Annotated in this window: 20 protein-coding genes; 18 read left to right on the forward strand and 2 right to left on the reverse strand. The window is 46.4% G+C overall.

Annotated features, from left to right (window positions below):
- Positions 1 to 139: 139 nt before the first annotated feature.
- The 6 genes from LJF29_RS17645 (at position 140) to LJF29_RS17670 (ending at position 5,437) form a co-directional block, all read left to right on the forward strand.
- A complete protein-coding gene (locus tag LJF29_RS17645) occupies positions 140 to 1,573 on the forward strand; it encodes a PTS mannitol transporter subunit IICB (RefSeq protein WP_229149920.1) in 1,434 nt (477 codons plus the stop codon).
- A gap of 24 nt (positions 1,574 to 1,597) precedes the next feature.
- Positions 1,598 to 2,029: a PTS sugar transporter subunit IIA gene (locus LJF29_RS17650; RefSeq protein ID WP_059291950.1), complete on the forward strand. Its 432-nt coding sequence runs from the start codon at positions 1,598 to 1,600 to the stop codon at positions 2,027 to 2,029.
- A 1-nt stretch (position 2,030) separates the two neighbouring features.
- Positions 2,031 to 3,152 (forward strand): mannitol-1-phosphate 5-dehydrogenase, encoded by a 1,122-nt coding sequence (locus LJF29_RS17655; RefSeq protein WP_229149921.1) that lies wholly within the window; start codon positions 2,031 to 2,033, stop codon positions 3,150 to 3,152.
- Positions 3,153 to 3,239: 87 nt separating this feature from the next.
- Complete coding sequence (locus LJF29_RS17660; protein WP_229149922.1) at positions 3,240 to 4,304, forward strand: tartrate dehydrogenase; 1,065 nt, start codon at positions 3,240 to 3,242, stop codon at positions 4,302 to 4,304.
- A gap of 123 nt (positions 4,305 to 4,427) precedes the next feature.
- Positions 4,428 to 4,988, forward strand: a complete 561-nt coding sequence (gene sipU / locus LJF29_RS17665; protein WP_229149924.1) for a signal peptidase I sipU — start codon at positions 4,428 to 4,430, stop codon at positions 4,986 to 4,988.
- A gap of 68 nt (positions 4,989 to 5,056) precedes the next feature.
- Positions 5,057 to 5,437: a 3-hydroxyacyl-ACP dehydratase FabZ family protein gene (locus tag LJF29_RS17670; RefSeq protein WP_168749385.1), complete on the forward strand. Its 381-nt coding sequence runs from the start codon at positions 5,057 to 5,059 to the stop codon at positions 5,435 to 5,437.
- A 37-nt stretch (positions 5,438 to 5,474) separates the two neighbouring features.
- Here the strand turns inward: LJF29_RS17670 and LJF29_RS17675 are convergent, their stop codons facing one another.
- Complete coding sequence (locus LJF29_RS17675) at positions 5,475 to 5,639, reverse strand: hypothetical protein (RefSeq protein WP_010333048.1); 165 nt, start codon at positions 5,637 to 5,639, stop codon at positions 5,475 to 5,477.
- 130 nt (positions 5,640 to 5,769) lie between these two features.
- On the opposite strand from LJF29_RS17675, the gene LJF29_RS17680 reads away from it, so the two are divergent.
- The 9 genes from LJF29_RS17680 to LJF29_RS17720 all read left to right on the forward strand — a co-directional run bounded on the left by LJF29_RS17680 (position 5,770) and on the right by LJF29_RS17720 (position 13,177).
- Positions 5,770 to 6,519, forward strand: a complete 750-nt coding sequence (locus LJF29_RS17680; RefSeq protein WP_229149925.1) for a Cof-type HAD-IIB family hydrolase — start codon at positions 5,770 to 5,772, stop codon at positions 6,517 to 6,519.
- A 189-nt stretch (positions 6,520 to 6,708) separates the two neighbouring features.
- Positions 6,709 to 7,476, forward strand: coding sequence for a 5-oxoprolinase subunit PpxA (pxpA, locus tag LJF29_RS17685; protein WP_229149930.1), 768 nt, complete (start codon positions 6,709 to 6,711; stop codon positions 7,474 to 7,476).
- Positions 7,477 to 7,494: 18 nt separating this feature from the next.
- The gene (locus LJF29_RS17690; RefSeq protein WP_229149941.1) at positions 7,495 to 8,709 is read left to right on the forward strand and encodes an NRAMP family divalent metal transporter; all 1,215 of its coding nucleotides are present in this window, start codon (positions 7,495 to 7,497) and stop codon (positions 8,707 to 8,709) included.
- Between the two features lie 23 nt (positions 8,710 to 8,732).
- Positions 8,733 to 9,506 carry a putative hydro-lyase gene (locus LJF29_RS17695; RefSeq protein ID WP_229150012.1) on the forward strand — a complete coding sequence of 258 codons (774 nt, stop codon included), beginning with the start codon at positions 8,733 to 8,735 and terminating at the stop codon, positions 9,504 to 9,506.
- 44 nt (positions 9,507 to 9,550) lie between these two features.
- The gene (gene pxpB, locus LJF29_RS17700; protein ID WP_229149943.1) at positions 9,551 to 10,273 is read left to right on the forward strand and encodes a 5-oxoprolinase subunit PxpB; all 723 of its coding nucleotides are present in this window, start codon (positions 9,551 to 9,553) and stop codon (positions 10,271 to 10,273) included.
- A gap of 2 nt (positions 10,274 to 10,275) precedes the next feature.
- Positions 10,276 to 11,283 carry a biotin-dependent carboxyltransferase family protein gene (locus tag LJF29_RS17705; protein ID WP_229150013.1) on the forward strand — a complete coding sequence of 336 codons (1,008 nt, stop codon included), beginning with the start codon at positions 10,276 to 10,278 and terminating at the stop codon, positions 11,281 to 11,283.
- Between the two features lie 16 nt (positions 11,284 to 11,299).
- Positions 11,300 to 12,052, forward strand: a complete 753-nt coding sequence (locus tag LJF29_RS17710; protein WP_229149944.1) for an IclR family transcriptional regulator — start codon at positions 11,300 to 11,302, stop codon at positions 12,050 to 12,052.
- A 63-nt stretch (positions 12,053 to 12,115) separates the two neighbouring features.
- Positions 12,116 to 12,742, forward strand: coding sequence for a GDSL-type esterase/lipase family protein (locus LJF29_RS17715; protein ID WP_229149945.1), 627 nt, complete (start codon positions 12,116 to 12,118; stop codon positions 12,740 to 12,742).
- Between the two features lie 189 nt (positions 12,743 to 12,931).
- Complete coding sequence (locus LJF29_RS17720; protein ID WP_010333057.1) at positions 12,932 to 13,177, forward strand: YczI family protein; 246 nt, start codon at positions 12,932 to 12,934, stop codon at positions 13,175 to 13,177.
- A 2-nt stretch (positions 13,178 to 13,179) separates the two neighbouring features.
- Here LJF29_RS17720 and LJF29_RS17725 read toward each other — a convergent pair whose 3' ends face one another.
- Positions 13,180 to 13,470: an antibiotic biosynthesis monooxygenase family protein gene (locus LJF29_RS17725; protein ID WP_010333058.1), complete on the reverse strand. Its 291-nt coding sequence runs from the start codon at positions 13,468 to 13,470 to the stop codon at positions 13,180 to 13,182.
- 151 nt (positions 13,471 to 13,621) lie between these two features.
- Between LJF29_RS17725 and LJF29_RS17730 the strand changes: the two genes are divergently transcribed.
- The 3 genes from LJF29_RS17730 to LJF29_RS17740 all read left to right on the forward strand — a co-directional run bounded on the left by LJF29_RS17730 (position 13,622) and on the right by LJF29_RS17740 (position 18,901).
- Positions 13,622 to 15,628: a penicillin-binding transpeptidase domain-containing protein gene (locus LJF29_RS17730; protein ID WP_229149947.1), complete on the forward strand. Its 2,007-nt coding sequence runs from the start codon at positions 13,622 to 13,624 to the stop codon at positions 15,626 to 15,628.
- A 97-nt stretch (positions 15,629 to 15,725) separates the two neighbouring features.
- On the forward strand, positions 15,726 to 16,628 hold the full coding sequence (locus LJF29_RS17735) for an aldo/keto reductase (protein WP_229149949.1): 903 nt from the start codon (positions 15,726 to 15,728) through the stop codon (positions 16,626 to 16,628).
- A gap of 188 nt (positions 16,629 to 16,816) precedes the next feature.
- Positions 16,817 to 18,901, forward strand: coding sequence for a BglG family transcription antiterminator (locus LJF29_RS17740; protein ID WP_229149950.1), 2,085 nt, complete (start codon positions 16,817 to 16,819; stop codon positions 18,899 to 18,901).
- Positions 18,902 to 19,076 lie beyond the last annotated feature (175 nt).

A 19,076-nucleotide genomic window follows, 5' to 3' on the forward strand; every position in this document is an offset into this window, starting at 1 on the left:
TGTCACACCCATGTGCCAAAGTCCTCTTTACTTTCAATTGTATAGGGACTGTAAGCGTTTTAATATAGAGTCAAAGGGAAGCATCATTCTCTGACATTATCATTCTTTTAGCGACAAACAAAACAGGGAGGGTTTATATATGCAGCAAGAACAGCAGCAAGGCGGCATGAAAGTGAAAGTTCAGCGCTTCGGCAGTTATTTGAGCGGAATGATCATGCCGAATATCGGCGCGTTTATCGCTTGGGGCATCATTACCGCGCTGTTTATTCCGGCGGGATGGTTTCCGAATGAACAGCTGAATACACTTGTCAGCCCGATGATCACGTATTTACTGCCGCTTTTGATAGCGTATACAGGCGGAAAAATGATTTACGACCACCGCGGCGGAGTCGTCGGAGCGACAGCGGCGATCGGTGTGATTGTCGGATCGGATATTCCAATGTTTTTAGGTGCAATGATAATGGGGCCGCTTGGCGGATACCTCATTAAACAGATTGATAAATTGTTCAAGGATAAAGTCAAACAAGGCTTTGAAATGCTGATCAACAACTTTACGGCAGGGATAGTCGGCGCGGCTTTGACGATTCTCGCGTTTTACGCCATCGGTCCGGTTGTCCTGACGTTAAACAAATTGCTGGCAGCTGGTGTGGAAGTCATTGTACACGCTAATTTGCTGCCTATTGCAAGCGTTTTCGTAGAGCCGGCGAAAGTGTTGTTCCTAAACAACGCCATTAACCATGGAATCTTAAGCCCAATCGGAATCGAGCAGGCAGCCCAAACGGGAAAATCGATTCTGTTCTTAGTAGAAGCAAACCCTGGACCAGGACTCGGCATTTTACTCGCGTACATGTTCTTTGGCAAAGGATCTTCAAAATCAACGGCTCCTGGAGCAGCAATCATTCACTTCTTCGGAGGGATTCACGAAATTTACTTCCCGTATATTTTGATGAAACCGGCCTTGATTCTGGCAGCGATTGCGGGCGGAGCAAGCGGACTCCTAACGTTTACGATCTTTAATGCCGGACTTGTCGCGGCAGCGTCACCGGGAAGCATTATCGCATTGATGGCAATGACACCAAGAGGAGGCTATTTCGGCGTATTGGCGGGTGTATTGGTCGCTGCAGCTGTATCGTTCATCGTTTCAGCAGTGATCCTGAAATCCTCAAAAGCAAGTGAAGAAGACCTGGCTGCCGCAACAGAAAAAATGCAGTCCATGAAGGGGAAGAAAAGCCAAGCAGCAGCTGCTTTAGAGGCGGAACAAGCCAAAGCAGAGGAAGCGTCTGAGCTGTCTCCTGAAAGCGTGAACAAAATTATCTTTGCGTGTGATGCGGGAATGGGATCAAGTGCGATGGGGGCATCCATCTTAAGAAACAAAGTGAAAAAAGCGGAGCTTGACATCAGTGTGACCAACACGGCCATTAACAATCTGCCAAGCGACGCGGATATTGTTATCACCCACAAAGATTTAACAGACCGCGCGAAAGCAAAGCTGCCGAACGCGACGCATATATCAGTGGATAACTTCTTAAACAGCCCGAAATACGACGAGCTGATTGAAAAGCTGAAAAAGTAATCTTATAGAAAGAGAGTGATACTCATGCAAGTACTCGCAAAAGAAAACATCAAACTTAATCAAACGGTTGCAACGAAAGAAGAAGCGATCAGATTGGCGGGCCAAACACTGATTGACAACGGCTACGTGACAGACGATTATATTGAAAAAATGTTTGAACGGGAAGAAACATCTTCTACCTTCATGGGGAATTTTATTGCCATTCCCCACGGCACAGAAGATGCGAAAAGCGAGGTGCTTCACTCAGGAATTTCTATCATTCAAATTCCAGGCGGAGTAGAGTATGGAGAAGGAAACACAGCTAAAGTCGTATTCGGCATTGCCGGAAAAAATAACGAGCATTTAGACATTTTGTCAAACATCGCCATCATCTGCTCAGAAGAAGAAAACATTGAACGCCTGATTTCTGCGAAAAGCGAAGAAGATTTGATCGCGATTTTCAACGAGGTGAACTAGCATGATTGCCTTACATTTCGGTGCGGGAAATATCGGGAGGGGCTTTATCGGTGCGCTGCTTCACCACTCCGGCTATGAAGTGGTGTTCGCGGATGTAAATGACACGATGGTCGGCCTCCTTAATGAAAAACGGGCATACACTGTTGAACTCGCAGAAGAAGGGCGTTCGTCAGAGGTGATCGGCCCGGTCAGCGCCATCAACAGCGGCAGCCAGCCGGAGGAGCTGTATCGGCTGATCAATGAGGCGGCGCTCATCACGACGGCGGTCGGCCCGAATGTGTTAAAGCTAATTGCTCCGAGTATCGCAGAAGGCTTAAGACGAAGAAGCTGTGCTGACACACTGAACATCATTGCCTGTGAAAATATGATTGGCGGGAGCAGCTTCTTAAAAAAAGAAGTATACAGCCACTTAACAGAGGCGGAACAGGAGGCTGTCGGCAAAACTGTCGGATTCCCGAATTCCGCGGTTGACCGGATTGTGCCGATTCAGCATCATGAAGATCCGCTCAAAGTGTCGGTTGAGCCGTTCTTTGAATGGGTCATCGATGAATCAGGCTTTATCGGGGAAACACCGGCAATAAAAGGGGCGCTGTTTGTTGATGATTTAACGCCGTATATCGAACGAAAGCTGTTTACCGTGAATACCGGCCATGCTGTAACGGCCTATGTCGGCTATCAGCGTGGATTAAAAACGATAAAAGAAGCGATCGATCACCCGGAGATCCGCCGTGTTGTTCACTCGGCGCTGCTTGAAACCGGTGATTATCTCATCAAAACGTACGGTTTTAAGCAATCAGAGCACGAGCAATATATTAAAAAAATCATCGGCCGCTTTGAAAATGAATTTATCACTGACGATGTGACCCGTGTGGCGAGATCGCCGCTCAGAAAGCTTGGAGAAAATGACAGGCTTGTAGGTCCGGCGAAGAAAATCAAAGCGCCGAATGCACTGGCTGAAGGCATTGCGGCGGCGCTGCGATTCGACTTTGCCGGTGATCCGGAAGCGGTCGAGCTGCAAGCGCTGATCGCGGAAAAAGGATACAGCGGAGTGCTTCACGAGGTGTGCGGTATCCCGTCCCATGAACCGCTCCATGCCATCGTTTTAAAAAAACTGAATCAATAACCGACCCGTGACAGCACGTCACGGGCTTTTTTTGCCATCTCGTAATCTAGTATAATAGAAAACGCTTACGATAGCAGGGGAAGGAGAATGACGATGAAACGATTCGAGATTGCGGCAATACCGGGAGACGGAGCAGGAAAAGAAGTTGTGGCGGCTGCTGAGAAAGTGCTTCATACAGCTGCTGAGGTGCACGGGGGTTTGTCATTCTCATTTACGTCATTTCCATGGAGCTGTGACTATTACATGGAACACGGCGAAATGATGCCTGAGGACGGAATACATACACTCACGCAATTTGAAGCGGTTTTCTTAGGGGCGGTTGGAAATCCGAAGCTTGTTCCCGACCATATCTCATTATGGGGGCTGCTCCTGAAAATCCGGAGAGAACTCGAGCTTTCTATTAATATGAGACCTGCCAAACAAATGGCGGGCATTACGTCGCCGCTTCTGCATCCAAATGATTTTGACCTCGTGGTGATTCGCGAGAACAGTGAGGGTGAATACAGTGAAGTTGGCGGACGCATTCACAGGGGCGATGATGAAATTGCCATCCAGAATGCCGTGTTTACCAGAAAAGCGACAGAGCGAGTCATGCGCTTTGCCTTCGAATTGGCAAAAAAACGGCGCGGCCATGTGACAAGTGCAACAAAGTCTAATGGCATATATCACGCGATGCCGTTTTGGGATGAAGTCTTTCAGCAGACTGCCGCTGATTACTGCGAGATTGAAACGTCATCCCAGCATATTGATGCGCTGGCCGCTTTTTTTGTGACGCGTCCGGAAACGTTTGATGTCATTGTGGCAAGCAACCTGTTCGGTGATATTTTAACCGACATCAGCTCGAGCCTGATGGGGAGCATCGGCATTGCGCCGTCTGCGAACATCAATCCGGACGGCAAATACCCGTCTATGTTCGAACCGGTTCACGGCTCAGCTCCCGATATTGCCGGTCAGGGTCTTGCCAATCCAATCGGCCAGATTTGGACAGCGAAGCTGATGCTTGACCATTTCGGAGAGGAAGAGCTGGGGGCAAAGATCCTCGATGTGATGGAACGAGTAACGGCTGACGGCATCAAAACACGCGACATTGGCGGACAAAACACAACGGCTGAGGTCACGGACGAAATCTGTGCGCGGTTAAGAAACCTATAATCATGTAGGCCGGGGCGAAGTTGCCCCGGCCATTTACAACATTTCAACAGATTCCTAACCAAGAAGATCCCAAATGCTGTATAATGACATGGAATTCTTTAGGAAGGTATCAGGTGAAAGAAGTTGAACGCAAAAACGATCACATTAAAGAAGAAATCAAAAACCAAATTTATTGTACTCAGTATCGCATGTATCCTGGCTTTCATATTCATGATCAGAATGGCATTTTATATTCCCTATCTTGTTGAAGGTTCATCAATGGCTCCAACGCTAAAAGACTCAGAACGGATTTTGGTGGACAAAGCAGCCAAATATACAGGCGGGTTTCAGAGAGGCGACATCATCGTGATTCATAACGAAAAGAGCGGCCGTTCATTTATAAAACGGTTAATCGGTTTGCCGGGCGACTCTATTATCATGAAGGATGATCAGCTATACATAAACGGTAAGAAAGTCGACGAACCGTATCTAAAGGAACATAAACAAGAAATGCAAGCGTTAGGGGAAAATCTCACGAATGATTTTGAAGCTGAGGTGCCTTCCGGCAAATATTTTGTCATGGGAGATAACCGTCTCAATTCGGTGGACAGCAGAAATGGAATGGGTATGCCTTCTGATGAAGATATCATTGGTACTGAGTCTCTTGTCTTTTATCCGTTCGGTGAGATGAGACAAGCAAAATGAATACATACGCAAAAAAGAGATGATGCTTGATGAAATGAAAGAAAGGGTGGAGAATGGTGAAACCTTATATGCTACCTCACCGCTATCCGTTTTTGTTTATTGATGGCGTGATTGAAAGTGAGCCCGGCAAACATGCAGCTGCTTATAAGCTGGTCAGTGAGAATGACTGGTTTATCACTGACACGCAAACAGAAATGCCGTTTTCACTTGTGATTGAAGCACTTGCGCAAACCGCGGCTTTTACAGGGATTACAGATGAGAACAGCTTGGGCTTATTGTCATCCGTGAAGAAAGCGGAAAAGCTGGGCACGGCCGCACCGGGTGACCGGCTTGATCTATTATTTGAAGTCACACGAAATCGCCGCGGGTTTGTGTTTGGACATGCCAAGGCGTCAGTGGGCGGGCGGCCTGTTGCTGAAGCTGAAATCGGCATCTATATTGAAAAATGAAAAAAACCCTTCACAACCATTTTTGTGAGGGGTTCTATTATTTCGTATCGTAATCTCGTTCGCTTTGTGAGTCATCTCTTTGCTGGCGTTTGTGTTTTTCATCATTCATGTTTTCCTTCAGCTCTTCATTCGGTATCGGATCGGTTAAGTCATTATGCTCGGGATTTTCATTTGGGCGGTTCTGCTGTTTTCTTTCTTTCATGTTTGATCACCTCACTATTTGTTTTCCTCTTATCAGTGCACCTCAAACATGTGAAATCGCTTTTTTGTTCTGCTCGGTGTAATGTATTAGAATAGAAAGAAGCACAATTAAGATAAAGAGAGGTACATATATGTCTGTTCAAAGAGAAAATGTAGATATCAAGCTGATCGCAATTGATATGGATGGAACGCTGCTGAATGACGAGCAGCTGATCTCGGATGAAAACCGTAAAGCCATTCGTGAAGCAGAGGATAAAGGCGTGTATGTGGTGATCAGCACGGGCCGTACGCTGATGACGTGCCGGGAACTGGCTGAGTCGCTGGAGCTGTCGTCTTTTTTAATCACGGCTAACGGAAGCGAAATCTGGGATTCGAATTTTAATTTAGTGGAACGCAAGCTGCTCCACACGGATCATATCAAAATGATGTGGGATTTGCGGAATAAACATAACACCAATTTCTGGGCTTCAACCGTTAACAAGGTGTGGAGAGGCGAGTTTCCGGAAAACATCACCGATCATGAATGGCTCAAATTCGGATTTGACATAGAGGATGACGACATTCGAAACGAAGTGCTGGCGGAGCTTAGAAAAAATAAAGAGCTCGAAATCACAAACTCAAGCCCGACAAACATTGAGGTCAACGCGCTCGGCATCAACAAAGCCGCAGCCCTTGCGAAGGTTTCTGAAAAACTCGGCTTTACGATGGAACATGTCATGGCGATGGGCGACAGCTTGAATGATATCGCGATGATCAAAGAAGCGGGGCTGGGCGTAGCGATGGGCAATGCTCAAGACATCGTGAAAGAAACGGCTGATTGGATCACTGATACAAATATAGAAGATGGAGTCGCTAAAGCGATACGCCATTGGGTACTATAAGAAAAAGAGTCCTGAGATAAGGACTCTTTTATTTTCTTCTAGGTCCATGGTAGGTTTTCTAACAAAGTTATTTCACAAACTAATATGATTGAATATAATGAAATAAAGTTCAAAAATTCGGAATAGTTGTTCCGAATTTCGGAACAATAAAATACATAAAGCAATCGTTTGCTTGGCAGGAGGGATTCTGTGTTTCAAGTTGATTTAAATTGTGATTTAGGGGAAAGCTTTGGAGCCTATACGATAGGTCTTGATCAAGATATTTTAGAGTTTGTCACATCGGCGAATGTCGCCTGCGGATTTCATGCAGGGGATCCCGGTGTCATGCGGAAAACAGTTGCCCTTGCTGCTGAAAAAGGCGTGAAAATCGGCGCGCACCCGGGACTCCCGGATTTACTCGGCTTCGGCCGCCGAAATATGGCGATTTCTCCAGAGGAAGCGTATGATCTTGTGGTTTATCAAATTGGCGCCTTGTCAGGATTTTTAAAAGCGGAAGGGCTTCACATGCAGCACGTCAAGCCGCACGGCGCTTTGTACAATATGGCTGCAGTCGATCAGAAGCTATCGGATGCCATTGCAAAAGCTGTCTACAAGGTCGATCCAGGACTGATTCTTTTCGGCCTTGCTGAGAGCGAGCTTGTAAAAGCGGGAGAACGGATCGGGCTGCAAACAGCAAGCGAAGTATTCGCCGACAGAACATACCAAGCGGACGGCACACTGACACCGCGCTCCCAGCCGGACGCACTCATTGAAAGCGATGATGCCGCCGTCACTCAGGTGATCAAAATGGTGAAAGAAGGGGCGGTCAAATCTCAGCAAGGACATGATATATCCTTAAAAGCAGATACGGTTTGCATTCATGGAGACGGTGCCCATGCGCTGACGTTTGCGCAAAAAATCCGAAAAGAGCTTACATCGGCGGGAATCGAAGTGACTGCTATTTCAGCCCAGAAGTAATTAGAAGGAGGAAAATAGATGGAGCAGCAGAAAAAAACAGCAGGGAAAAAAACGGGCAGCTGGTCATTGCTCATGGGTGCCGCCTTCTTAATGGCAACATCAGCAATCGGCCCGGGATTCCTGACACAAACCGCAACATTTACAAACACACTCGCAGCAAGCTTCGGTTTTGTTATTTTAATTTCTATTATTTTGGATATCTTCGCTCAAACCAACGTATGGCGCATCATCGCGGTCTCAGGAAAAAGGGGCCAGGAGATTGCGAATATGGTGTTTCCCGGACTGGGATATTTCATCGCCATTCTCGTCGTGCTTGGCGGACTTGCCTTTAATATCGGGAATATCGGAGGGGCTGGGCTCGGACTTCAAGTCTTGTTCGGCATTACACCAGAAACAGGCGCCTTAATCAGCGCTGTCATCGCAATTCTGATTTTTGTCATCAAGGAAGCAGGAAAAGCGATGGACCGTTTTACGCAAATCGCGGGGTTTGCCATGATCATCTTAACGCTGTACGTCGCAATTTCGTCTGCGCCGCCAGTGGGACAGGCTGTGGCGAACACATTTGCCCCTGAACATATCAGTATATTCGCAATTGTCACATTAGTCGGCGGGACCGTCGGAGGATATATCACATTTGCCGGCGGACATCGTTTGCTTGATGCTGGGATTAAAGGCAAGGAATCCATCCCCCAGGTGACAAAAAGCTCAGTTATCGGCATTTTAATTACATCGATCATGCGAATCGCCCTTTTCTTAGCTGTGCTCGGTGTTGTTTCAAAAGGCCTGCACATTGACGAAAGCAACCCGGCCGCCTCTGTGTTCCAGCTGGCAGCGGGAAATGTCGGTTATAAAATTTTCGGATTGATCATGTGGTCAGCAGCCATTACGTCCGTTATCGGAGCCGCTTATACGTCTGTTTCGTTTTTTAAAACCTTTTCTCCAAAAATTGAAAAGAATTCACGCGGCATTATTATCGGATTTATTGTCGTTTCCACATTAGCCTTTGTCACCATCGGCCAGCCGGCGAAAATTCTCGTGCTTGTCGGATCTCTGAACGGTTTGATTCTGCCGATTGCGCTTGGAACGCTGCTCATTGCCGCATATAAGAAAAACATTGTCGGTGATTATAAGCATCCGCTTTGGCTGACAGGCTCAGGTGCACTGGTTGTCATCGTCATGGCGATTATGGGCATCTACACGTTATTTACACAACTTCCTCAATTGTGGAGCTGATAAGAGTGGATTATTTGAATAAGATGGCGCCAAGAGATGTGCGCGCTCTCATACGAGAGGGGAAAATAAACGGCCCGACCGCCGGAATGTCCGGCGGCTATGCTCAAGCGAACCTTGTGATTTTGAAAAAAGATCTGGTATTTGACTTTCTGCTGTTTTGCCAGCGGAATCAAAAGCCCTGTCCGGTGCTGGATGTGACGGAATCCGGTTCGCCTGTGCCGTCGCTTGTAGCGCCTGATGCTGATATCAGAACGGATTTTCCAAAATACCGTGTATACAGGCACGGTGTTTTGACGGAGGAAGCATCTGATATCACGCCATACTGGGAGGACAATTTTGTCGGTTTTCTGATCGGATGCAGTTTCTCTTTTGAACAGGCGCTGATCAATAATGGAATACCCGTCAGACATATCGACGAGGGGACGAACGTTCCAATGTACAAAACGAATATAGATTGTGTTCCGGCGGGGCCGTTTCATGGACAGATGGTTGTCAGTATGAGACCGGTTCCTGAACGGCTCGCTGTACGCGCCGCACAGGTGACCTCGCGTTTTCCGGCTGTGCACGGAGGACCGATTCATATCGGCAATCCAAAAGCGATCGGCATACAGGATCTGGGCAATCCGGATTTCGGAGATGCCGTTTCTGTTCGTGAAGGCGAGGTTCCTGTATTTTGGGCATGCGGGGTCACTCCGCAAGCTGTGGCTATGAATGTAAAACCTGAAATGGTCATCACACATGCGCCGGGGCATATGCTCATCACAGATATTCGAGACGAGTCGCTTGCGGTGCTGTAACCTCCCGTCCTCCTGATGAACGAGAAATAAACGAGGTGAGAAAGATGACTGAACGATTACAATTCGAACAGCTCGGTGATTCTGCAATGATGATCCGATTTGGAGAAGAAATAAGCGAGCAAGTAAACGGTCTTGTCCATGCCGCTGCCGCTTATATAGAAGAACAGCCGTTTCCGGGATTCATTGAATGTATCCCGGCTTTTACGAGTCTTACCGTATTTTATGATATGTATGAAGTGTACAAGCATTTGCCTCAAGGCATCAGCTCACCTTTTGAGAAGGTGAAACGCGATGTTCATGAGCGGCTTGGAGAATTAACGGCTGATTATGAAAGCAGCCGCCGCGTCGTTGAAATACCCGTCTGCTATGGCGGTGAATTCGGGCCTGATTTAGAAGAGGTGGCTAAGATCAATCATCTGACACCCGAAGAAGTCATTGAGATTCATACAGGCGGCGAATATGTGGTGTATATGCTGGGCTTTGCACCGGGGTTTCCGTTCTTAGGCGGGATGTCCAAACGTATCGCAGCTCCAAGGAAATCGTCGCCAAGACCATCAATTCCCGCCGGTTCAGTCGGAATTGCGGGACTGCAAACAGGCGTTTATCCGATTTCGACACCGGGCGGCTGGCAGCTGATCGGCAAAACGCCGCTGGCTCTATTCCGGCCGCAGGAAAACCCGCCGACGTTATTAAGAGCAGGAGATATTGTTACATTTGTCCGCATCTCAGAGGATGACTATCGCGCCTATAAGGAGGAGTCCAATTGAGCATGAAAGTGTTAAAGCCCGGACTGCTCACAACGGTTCAGGATATAGGCAGAACGGGTTATCAAAAATACGGCGTGCTGGCAAGCGGCGCCATGGACACGGTGTCGCTTCGAATCGCCAATCTGCTGATCGGAAACAGCGAAAAAGAAGCCGGCCTTGAAATTACGCTGATGGGTCCCGGCCCGTCGCTTTATGTGTCAGAACCAATGCTGATTGCTGTAACAGGAGCGGACTTTACCCTGCGTGTGAATGAAGAAGAAGCGCCTCTTTGGAAACCTGTGCTCGTTAAGGAAAACAGCACGATCACCTTTGGCCCCTGCAAACTCGGCAGCCGTGCTTATGTAGCGATAGCCGGCGGCTTCAATGTACCTGCTGTCATGGAAAGCAAAAGCACGTATGTCAGAGCGGGAATCGGCGGATTTCGCGGAAGAGCGCTTCAGAAGGAAGATGAACTGCCGATTGGTGAAATGTCATTTCTTTCGAAAACCATCGTTTCCCGCTTGAGCCAACACCTTGGTCAGCGAGGATTTGCAGCGCCGAACTGGTCAGTCAGCCGATACAGATTTCTGCCGTTAAAAAAGAATCCGGTGATCCGAGTGCTGGAAGGAAAACAATTCTCTTTTTTCACAGAAGAATCGAAAACGCGGTTTTATGAAGAGACGTTTCGTGTCACTCCGCAGTCCGATCGGATGGGCTACAGGCTCAAAGGGGAACCGCTTGAATTGAAGGCGCCGCTTGAGATGGTGTCAGAGGCGGTTACATTTGGAACAGTTCAGGTGCCGCCTGACGGCAATCCGATTATCCTTCTTGCAGATAGGCAAACGACGGGAGGTTATCCGAGGATCGCTCACATCATTTCAGCTGATCTTCCGATTGCCTCGCAAATCATGCCGGGCGAGCACGTCCAATTTGAGCCTGTGTCCCTTCAGGAAGCGGAAGCGCTTTTTATTGAACGGGAAGAGTATCTAAAAGAACTGAAAACAAGAATGAAAATGGAATGGCTGACATAACAAAGGGGATGGAATGATGCAGAATAAAAACAAAACCGTAGTAAAATCTATGGCGCTGCTCAATTTGTTTTTGCATGAACCAAGCCTTACTTTAAGCGAACTCGTTTCCCTATCAGGAATGCCGAAGACCTCTGTTCACCGAATGGTCAGCTCACTGGAAGAAATGGGGTTCCTCAATCGAGACACATCCGGCGTTTATACGCTGGGATTGGTGTTTTTGGAATTCGGTCAGCTTGTCGCGGACAGACTCGATATCAGAAAAATAGCCAAGCCTGTGATGGAGGAGCTTTGCCGTGAAGTAGATGAAGCCGTTCAATTGATTATGAGGGACGGAAATGAAGCAATCTACGTGGAGAAAATTGAAGGGACACAGACCGTTCGCCTGTACACTGCAATCGGCCGGCGTTCTCCTCTGTACGCAGGAGCATGTGCCCGGAGCATTTTGTCCTTTCTGCCCCGTGAAGAAATTGAAGCGTACATGAAACAGACAGAGCTCATTCCGATCAGTTCAGGGACCATTACAGATCCGTCAAAGCTTCTTGAGGCGATTGATACCGCGGTGCAAAACGGCTATACCGTCAGCTATTCAGAACTCGAAAATTATACGGCGGCCATTGGTGCGCCGATTTTCAACCATCATCACCAGGTGGCGGCAGGTATCAGTATTGCAGGGTTTGAAGCGAGATTTACAGAAGACAGGCTGCCGTACTTAACGGAAAAAGTAAAACAAGCCGCTTTGCAGATATCCAGAAAAATAGGGTATCCATAAGTAGCCGATCTTTTCTCTTCTGCGTACATTAACGTATCGACGTTCATGAGTGGAGGAAAGATCATGGTGCTTCAATATACAGCGCTCGGAGATTCTTTAACGACGGGGAGAGGCTCAGGGCTGTTTTCTGCCGGATTTGTCCAGCGCTTCAGGGACATGATGGTAGCCGATCTGAAATCAAAAACAGCCGTATCGGTTTTCGCCAAATCCGGCCTTGATACAGAGGAAATCCTCGGCCTCCTGTCATATCCCTATGTTCAAAAACAAATTCAAGCCGCTGATATGATTACGATCACAGGGTGCGGAAATGATCTCATTGAATCTGTATTATCCTATCAATCTTCTCAGGATGAAACGATTTTCAGTCGTGCGTCCGCGCATTGTCATGAGAATTTTGAAAAGATGATTGCTCAAATCGCCAAAATCAAAGGGGCAGATCCATCACCTTACGCCATCCGTGTTTTTAATTTATACAATCCGTTTCCCGGCATTGGCATTGCTGATCAATGGATTACTTCATTTAATTCGCATTTAAAAACGCTGGCCTCAGCGCCTCATGTTAAAATCGCTGACGTTTACAGTGTCTTTAAAGGGAAAGAGCAGGAATACCTGTCTTTCGACGGTGTCCATCCGAATAGCAGCGGCTATCAGGCAATGGCCGAAGTGCTTCGCGGACTAGGTTATCGATAATGATCAGTTTCATAGAAAACGCGCCTGATCACTGGCGCGTTTTTTTTTATATGAATTCAAATATTAAAAGAAACTTAAATTTCCCCGTCTCATGTTCTATATACAAAAAAAGTGCGCTAGAATAATGGAGGGCAAAGGCAAATATAGGCATAACGCTCAATATTTCGTATATCAGGAAGGATGGTCCTTTTGTTTCGCATTTTTAAAATGTCTTTTGCGGTTATCATTATCATACTGGCGCTTATCGCTTTTAACTATACGGAACACACCTCTGTTATCCAATCGGTCATGCTCGTATTTCTGGGCGCGGTCATGTTTATTCAGGGACTTGAAGAACGCAAAAAAGAAAACGACAGCTCAGGGGCATTTAACATCTATACTGCCGTTTTCGTTTGGTCTGTTTCTCTCATCGGTTTTACGCTTTATATGATATAAATCTATGATACATCCAGAAAATGCTCAACCGTCGGGAACGGCGAATAAAACTGATGCAGCAAGGCTTTCCACTCTTTGTACTCGGAAGACCCGCGAAAGCCTTCAGTGTGGTCCTCAAGCGTTTCCCACTCTACGAGCAGCAGGTACTTATGTGTTTCTTCCATGCATTTTGATAAAGAATGTGTGATATAGCCCTTCATTCCGGCAATGATCGGCGCCGCCAGCCGGAACGCCTCTTCAAATTCTTGTTCAAGTCCCTCTTTAATATGAAGCATAGCTGCTTCTCTGACCATGCGATCCCTTCTTTCCCTCTTTTCAAATAGTTTACAGGAAACGAAAGGAGATTTCTGCAAAATCGATGAACCTTTTCCTTCATTTTCAAAAAAATCTTGCGCGTACTAATTCATTTAAGAGAAAATAACAAGTGGAAGGCAGGGGAAAGTCATGTGTAAAAAGTGTATTCTACTATTATTTCTATGTATCGGGCTGATCGGATTAATCGGATGCTCCAAAACAGATTCACCAGAGGACCGAATGGAAGCATTCGTAAAACAGTGGAACGATCAGCAATTCGATGACATGTATCAAAGCCTGACCAAAGATGTAAAAAAAGAAATCTCCAAAAAGGATTTCGTCAGCAGATATAACACCATCTATGAGCAGGCAGGCGTAAAAAATCTGAAAGTCACTGCGGGAAAAGTGGATGAGGATGATAAAGACAATGAAACGATGAAGCACATCCCATACAAAGTCAGCATGGACACAAATGCGGGCAAAGTCAGCTTTAAAAATACTGCTGTGCTGAAAAAAGAAAAAACAGATGACGAGGAGTCATGGAATATAGATTGGGACCCATCGTTTATTTTCAAGCAGCTGGCTGATGACAAAACCGTTCAAATCGCCAGCATTGAACCGAAACGCGGCCAAATCTACGATAAAAACGGGAAAGGCTTAGCCGTCAACACAGATGTTCCGGAAATTGGAATTGTTCCCGGAGAGCTTGGTGATAAAAAAGAAAAAGTCATAAAAGAGCTCGCGAAAAAACTGGATGTAACTGAAGATGACATCAACCAGAAGCTAAAACAAAGCTGGGTCAAAGATGATTCATTCGTGCCGGTCAAAAAAGTAAAACCGGACGAAGAAAAATTAGTGTCTGAAGTGACGTCATTAAAAGGCGTCACAAGAACAAATGTCAGCTCACGCTATTATCCGTATGGCGAAAAAACAGCCCATCTGACAGGCTACGTTCGTGCGATTACGGCGGAAGAACTGAAGAAAAAGAAAGACGGAACGTACAGTGATACGTCAAACATCGGAATCTCAGGTCTTGAAAATGTGTATGAAGACAAGCTTAGAGGCACAACAGGATGGAAAATCTACGTTCCGCAAACCGGCGAAGTCATCGCTGAAACGAAAGCGAAAGACGGTGAGGATCTTCATCTCACAATTGATATCAAAACACAAACAAAGCTGTATGACGAACTGAAGGATGACAGCGGAGCGGCAGTCGCACTGCAGCCGCAGACAGGTGAAACACTGGCTCTTGTCAGCGCGCCTTCTTACGATCCAAACGGATTTATATTCGGATGGAGCGATAAAGAATGGAAAAAACTAAACGAAGACAAAAACAATCCGTTTTCTGCGAAATTTAACAAAACATATGCGCCAGGATCTACAATTAAACCGATTGCTGCTGCCATCGGCCTGAAAAACGGCACGCTTAAAGCAGCAGAGAAGAAAACAATCAAAGGTAAACAGTGGCAGAAAGATTCAAGCTGGGGCGGCTATTCTGTTACACGAGTGTCTGACAGCTTAGAGCAAGTGGATTTGGAACATGCCCTGATCACCTCAGACAATATTTACTTTGCACAAAACGCGCTTGATATGGGTGCGGATACCTTTACAAAAGGCATGAAAACATTTGGGTTTGCTGAGGATATTCCATATGAATTCCCAGTCCAGCAATCGTCAATCGCAAACAGCAAGCTAGACTCAGATATTTTGCTTGCGGATACAGGCTACGGACAGGGACAAATGCAAATGTCTCCGCTTCATCTAGCGGCAGCTTACACGCCATTTGTCGATAATGGAGACCTCGTGAAACCGACGCTTATCAAGAAAGACTCACAAACCGCTGATGTCTGGCACAAACAAGTGCTCACGAAAGAAGGAGCCGCCGATATTACAAAAGGGTTGAAAGGTGTAGTCGAAGATGAACGCGGGTCAGCGTATCAGCCTGTCGTAAAAGGAATCACTGTGGCTGGAAAAACGGGAACAGCCGAGCTGAAAAAATCAAAGGATGATAAAGACGGCACTGAAAATGGCTGGTTCGTCGGCTATGACTATAAAAACAAAGACCTGCTTGTCGCGATGATGATTCAAAATGTTCAAGATCACGGCGGCAGCCACTACGTAGTTGAAAAAGCAAAAAAGCAATTTCAATCGAAATAAAACCTTTTTAACGGGAGTGAAAGGAAAAAGGGCGTCTGAGGCCGAATGATCTAGTAAGGGGCAAAAACCCGGTTTATTAAGAAAAGAGGGATTTTGCATGCAGCGTATTCATTTGGCGGAGGATCTTCAATTTTCAAGAGTGATACACGGGCTTTGGCGTCTGAATGAATGGAACTATTCAGACGCTGAGCTGCTCAGTCTCATTGAGTGGTGTGTCGATCAAGGTATCACCACCTTTGATCATGCGGATATTTACGGGAGCTACACGTGCGAAAAACGGTTTGGAAATGCTCTTGCTCTTTCACCCGGATTAAGGGAAAACATAGAGCTGGTCACAAAATGCGGCATCGTTCTTGAATCACCTGAACGCCCAGCTCACCGATCGCACCATTATAATACAAGCAAAACTCATATTCTGGCGTCTGTTGAACAGTCGCTTTTGAATCTCAGAACGGATTACATCGATGTGCTGCTGATTCACAGACCGGACCCGCTCATGGATCCGGAAGGAGTGGCTGAGGCGTTTCATGCGCTGAAAAGCTCCGGCAAGGTCAGATATTTCGGTGTTTCGAACTTTAAAGGCCATCAGTATCGAATGCTGGAATCGTATCTGCCTGAAAAGCTTGTCACCAATCAAATTGAGCTTTCCGCATATGAATTAGAAAATATTCAGGACGGCACATTGAACATGTGTCAGGAAAAACGGATTTCTCCGATGGCCTGGTCGCCGCTTGGAGGCGGTAAAGTATTCGCCGGAAACACGGAAAAAGATCGCCGCATTCGCACGGCACTTGAAACCGTTCAGGCTGAAATCGGTGCTGCCTCATTGGACGAGGTGATGTACGCATGGCTCTTCACGCATCCGGCCGGCATCATGCCTATTGTCGGAAGCGGAAAACGCGAGCGGATTTCCACCGCGGTAAACGCCTTGGCGTATAAGCTTGATCAGGATCAGTGGTTCCGTATTTATACAGCCGTACAAGGCCACGATATACCATAAAGAAAAAGCATCAGCATAACGGCTGATGCTTTTTCAATACTGTCACACCGCTTAGTGCCAAATTCCCATTTATAAGTGATTGAATCCTATATGAAAGCGTTTTATATTAATAAAGAAAACCTCTTTTTCCTCTTTCTATATCTCCATGCGACCTCATCCGCACATCATGAATGTCTGGAGGCCTTTTTATGTATATGACTGCAAGAGAACAAAAGCTTTTAAAGCATTTATTATTACTGAACCGATATGTAACCGTAACGGAGCTGGCTGAGGTGATGGAGGTCAGCACCAGAACCATTCACAGAGAGCTAAAATCAATCAAACCGCTGATGGAGACTGTTGGGCTCAAACTCGATAAACAGCCCGGCAAAGGCTTGAAGGTGCTAGGGAATCCCGAAGATAAACAAAAGCTGATCACCGAGCTGTCACATGAACAGCATGAATACAGCGCGGACGAACGAAAACTGCTGATTCTCTGTTCGCTATTGGAGTCCCAAGAACCGGTGAAGCTGTACACGCTCGCTCATGATCTGCAGGTCACCAATGCTACAGTCAGCTACGATTTAGATGAGCTGGAGAAATGGATTTCTCCATTCGGATTAACACTGATTCGAAAAAGAGGCTTTGGCATCCAGCTAATGGGGCCGGAGAACGCGAAACGAAAAATTGTCGGCAATCTGATTGTGAACCGCCTCGACATCCAAATGTTTTTGGAAGCGGTTGAATTAAACATTAAAGGAAAAGCCGATTCCTCCGAGAAGATGTTCGGGGTTGTCAGCAAAGGCGAGCTTTTAAAAATGGAGCGGATTTTATTCCAGCTGAAAGAAAAAATCGCATTTTCTCTATCTGACAGCTCCTATATAGCGCTTGTCGTTCATCTGACGTTTGCGATCGAACGCATTAAACTTGGCGAAACGATCAGCATGGAAGAGAGCGAGCTTGATGAACTCAAGAGTGCAAAAGAATACAGCTCCGCTCTGGAAATCGCGGGTGAGCTTGAACGTGCTTTCGGCGTGACAATCCCGGAAGCGGAGGTCGGCTATATAACGATCCACCTGCGAAGCGCCAACCGCAAATACAAAACAGAATACAGAGCACAGGAAATAGAGCTTGAAACAGCCCTGCAAACAAAACGGCTGATCGCTTTTATTTCAGATAAAATCAGAATGGATCTGACGAAAAACTACTCTTTATATGAGGGCTTGATTGCCCATTTGGAACCGGCCATCAGCCGCATGAAAGAAAACATCGATATTTATAATCCATTGAAGGAACAGATCAAGCGCGATTATTTTCTGCTGTATATGGCGATAGAAGAGGGTGTGGAGAAATTTTTCCCGGACATGTCCTTTTCCGATGATGAAATCGCCTTTATCGTTCTACACTTCGGTTCAGCGCTTGAAATCAAAAAAGAAGAAGCTAAAGTGAAAGCCCTTGTTGTCTGCTCAAGCGGAATTGGTTCTTCGAAAATGCTTGCTTCGAGATTGAAGAAAGAGCTGCCGGAAATTGAATCGTTTGATATGTCATCCCTGATCGAGCTGAAGGACCGCGACACTCAAGCCTATGATATGATTGTGTCCACTGTGCCGATCCCATATCAAAACATCGACTATATTATGGTCAGCCCGCTTTTAAATGAGGAAGACGCAAACCAGGTGAAGCAATATATCAAGCGGAAAATCCCGCTCATTCTTGAGAAAAAAAGAAGCCCGAAGGAAGAGACGCGGCAAGCCGACATCCCTGACATGCTGGCAACGGCGGAAAGCGTCGGACGATACATGGCGGTCATTCAAGACGTCTTGCGCCATTTTTCACTCACTGAAATGAAAACAAAGCCGGATCACGGCGAGCTGCTGTTCGAGCTTTTTCAACAGCTGAAAAACGATGGCCTCATCCGAGATCCGAAAAAAGCGGCTGATTGTCTTGCAGAACGCGAAAAACAAGGGGGATTGGGCATACCCGGTACAAACATGGCGCTTTATCATCTCAAAAATGATCATATCGTCCTGCCTTTTTTCAAAATGTACGATCTCAGCACATCTTTTGAAGTCAATGGCATGGACGGAAATACCCTCAGTATGACGAGAATTCTCGTCATGATGGCGCCGGCCACATTATCAGCAGAAGGCTCAGAGGTTTTGAGTGCGATCAGCTCTGCCATTATTGAAAGCGGAGAAAGCATGGCGGGCTTTCAGGAGGAAGGGGAACGAGAACTGTATCATCGTTTAAACCGCATCTTTTTCAATTGGATGAAAGAAAAAAACATCCCGTAATCACACATTTCACACGCCAAAAAAAGGCGTGTGTTTTTGTATGGATGCAGAACAAAATAAAAAAATGCGGGACTATTTTATCATTCCGTAATGGAATAGTTCCAAAATGAAATAGTTTTACAAGTTATCTTTTTTGGGTTAAAATGGGTGGGGTAAGGAAGATAATCTAACAAAT

The sequence above is a fragment of the Bacillus sp. LBG-1-113 genome, assembly GCF_020708615.1.
Taxonomy (GTDB): domain Bacteria; phylum Bacillota; class Bacilli; order Bacillales; family Bacillaceae; genus Bacillus; species Bacillus mojavensis.

What these genes read in the sequence shown, in the direction of transcription:
- LJF29_RS17680 (WP_229149925.1), top strand. Translation starts at nt 5,770, where the DNA reads ATGTCTGTTCAAAGAGAAAATGTAGATATCAAGCTGATCGCAATTGAT.
- LJF29_RS17710 (WP_229149944.1), top strand. Translation starts at nt 11,300, where the DNA reads ATGCAGAATAAAAACAAAACCGTAGTAAAATCTATGGCGCTGCTCAAT.
- LJF29_RS17670 (WP_168749385.1), top strand. Translation starts at nt 5,057, where the DNA reads ATGCTACCTCACCGCTATCCGTTTTTGTTTATTGATGGCGTGATTGAA.
- LJF29_RS17675 (WP_010333048.1), bottom strand. Translation starts at nt 5,639, where the DNA reads ATGAAAGAAAGAAAACAGCAGAACCGCCCAAATGAAAATCCCGAGCAT.
- LJF29_RS17735 (WP_229149949.1), top strand. Translation starts at nt 15,726, where the DNA reads ATGCAGCGTATTCATTTGGCGGAGGATCTTCAATTTTCAAGAGTGATA.
- LJF29_RS17725 (WP_010333058.1), bottom strand. Translation starts at nt 13,470, where the DNA reads ATGGTCAGAGAAGCAGCTATGCTTCATATTAAAGAGGGACTTGAACAA.
- LJF29_RS17690 (WP_229149941.1), top strand. Translation starts at nt 7,495, where the DNA reads ATGGAGCAGCAGAAAAAAACAGCAGGGAAAAAAACGGGCAGCTGGTCA.
- LJF29_RS17695 (WP_229150012.1), top strand. Translation starts at nt 8,733, where the DNA reads ATGGCGCCAAGAGATGTGCGCGCTCTCATACGAGAGGGGAAAATAAAC.
- LJF29_RS17705 (WP_229150013.1), top strand. Translation starts at nt 10,276, where the DNA reads ATGAAAGTGTTAAAGCCCGGACTGCTCACAACGGTTCAGGATATAGGC.
- pxpB (WP_229149943.1), top strand. Translation starts at nt 9,551, where the DNA reads ATGACTGAACGATTACAATTCGAACAGCTCGGTGATTCTGCAATGATG.
- LJF29_RS17730 (WP_229149947.1), top strand. Translation starts at nt 13,622, where the DNA reads ATGTGTAAAAAGTGTATTCTACTATTATTTCTATGTATCGGGCTGATC.
- LJF29_RS17740 (WP_229149950.1), top strand. Translation starts at nt 16,817, where the DNA reads ATGTATATGACTGCAAGAGAACAAAAGCTTTTAAAGCATTTATTATTA.
- LJF29_RS17650 (WP_059291950.1), top strand. Translation starts at nt 1,598, where the DNA reads ATGCAAGTACTCGCAAAAGAAAACATCAAACTTAATCAAACGGTTGCA.
- LJF29_RS17660 (WP_229149922.1), top strand. Translation starts at nt 3,240, where the DNA reads ATGACGATGAAACGATTCGAGATTGCGGCAATACCGGGAGACGGAGCA.
- LJF29_RS17645 (WP_229149920.1), top strand. Translation starts at nt 140, where the DNA reads ATGCAGCAAGAACAGCAGCAAGGCGGCATGAAAGTGAAAGTTCAGCGC.
- LJF29_RS17715 (WP_229149945.1), top strand. Translation starts at nt 12,116, where the DNA reads ATGGTGCTTCAATATACAGCGCTCGGAGATTCTTTAACGACGGGGAGA.
- LJF29_RS17655 (WP_229149921.1), top strand. Translation starts at nt 2,031, where the DNA reads ATGATTGCCTTACATTTCGGTGCGGGAAATATCGGGAGGGGCTTTATC.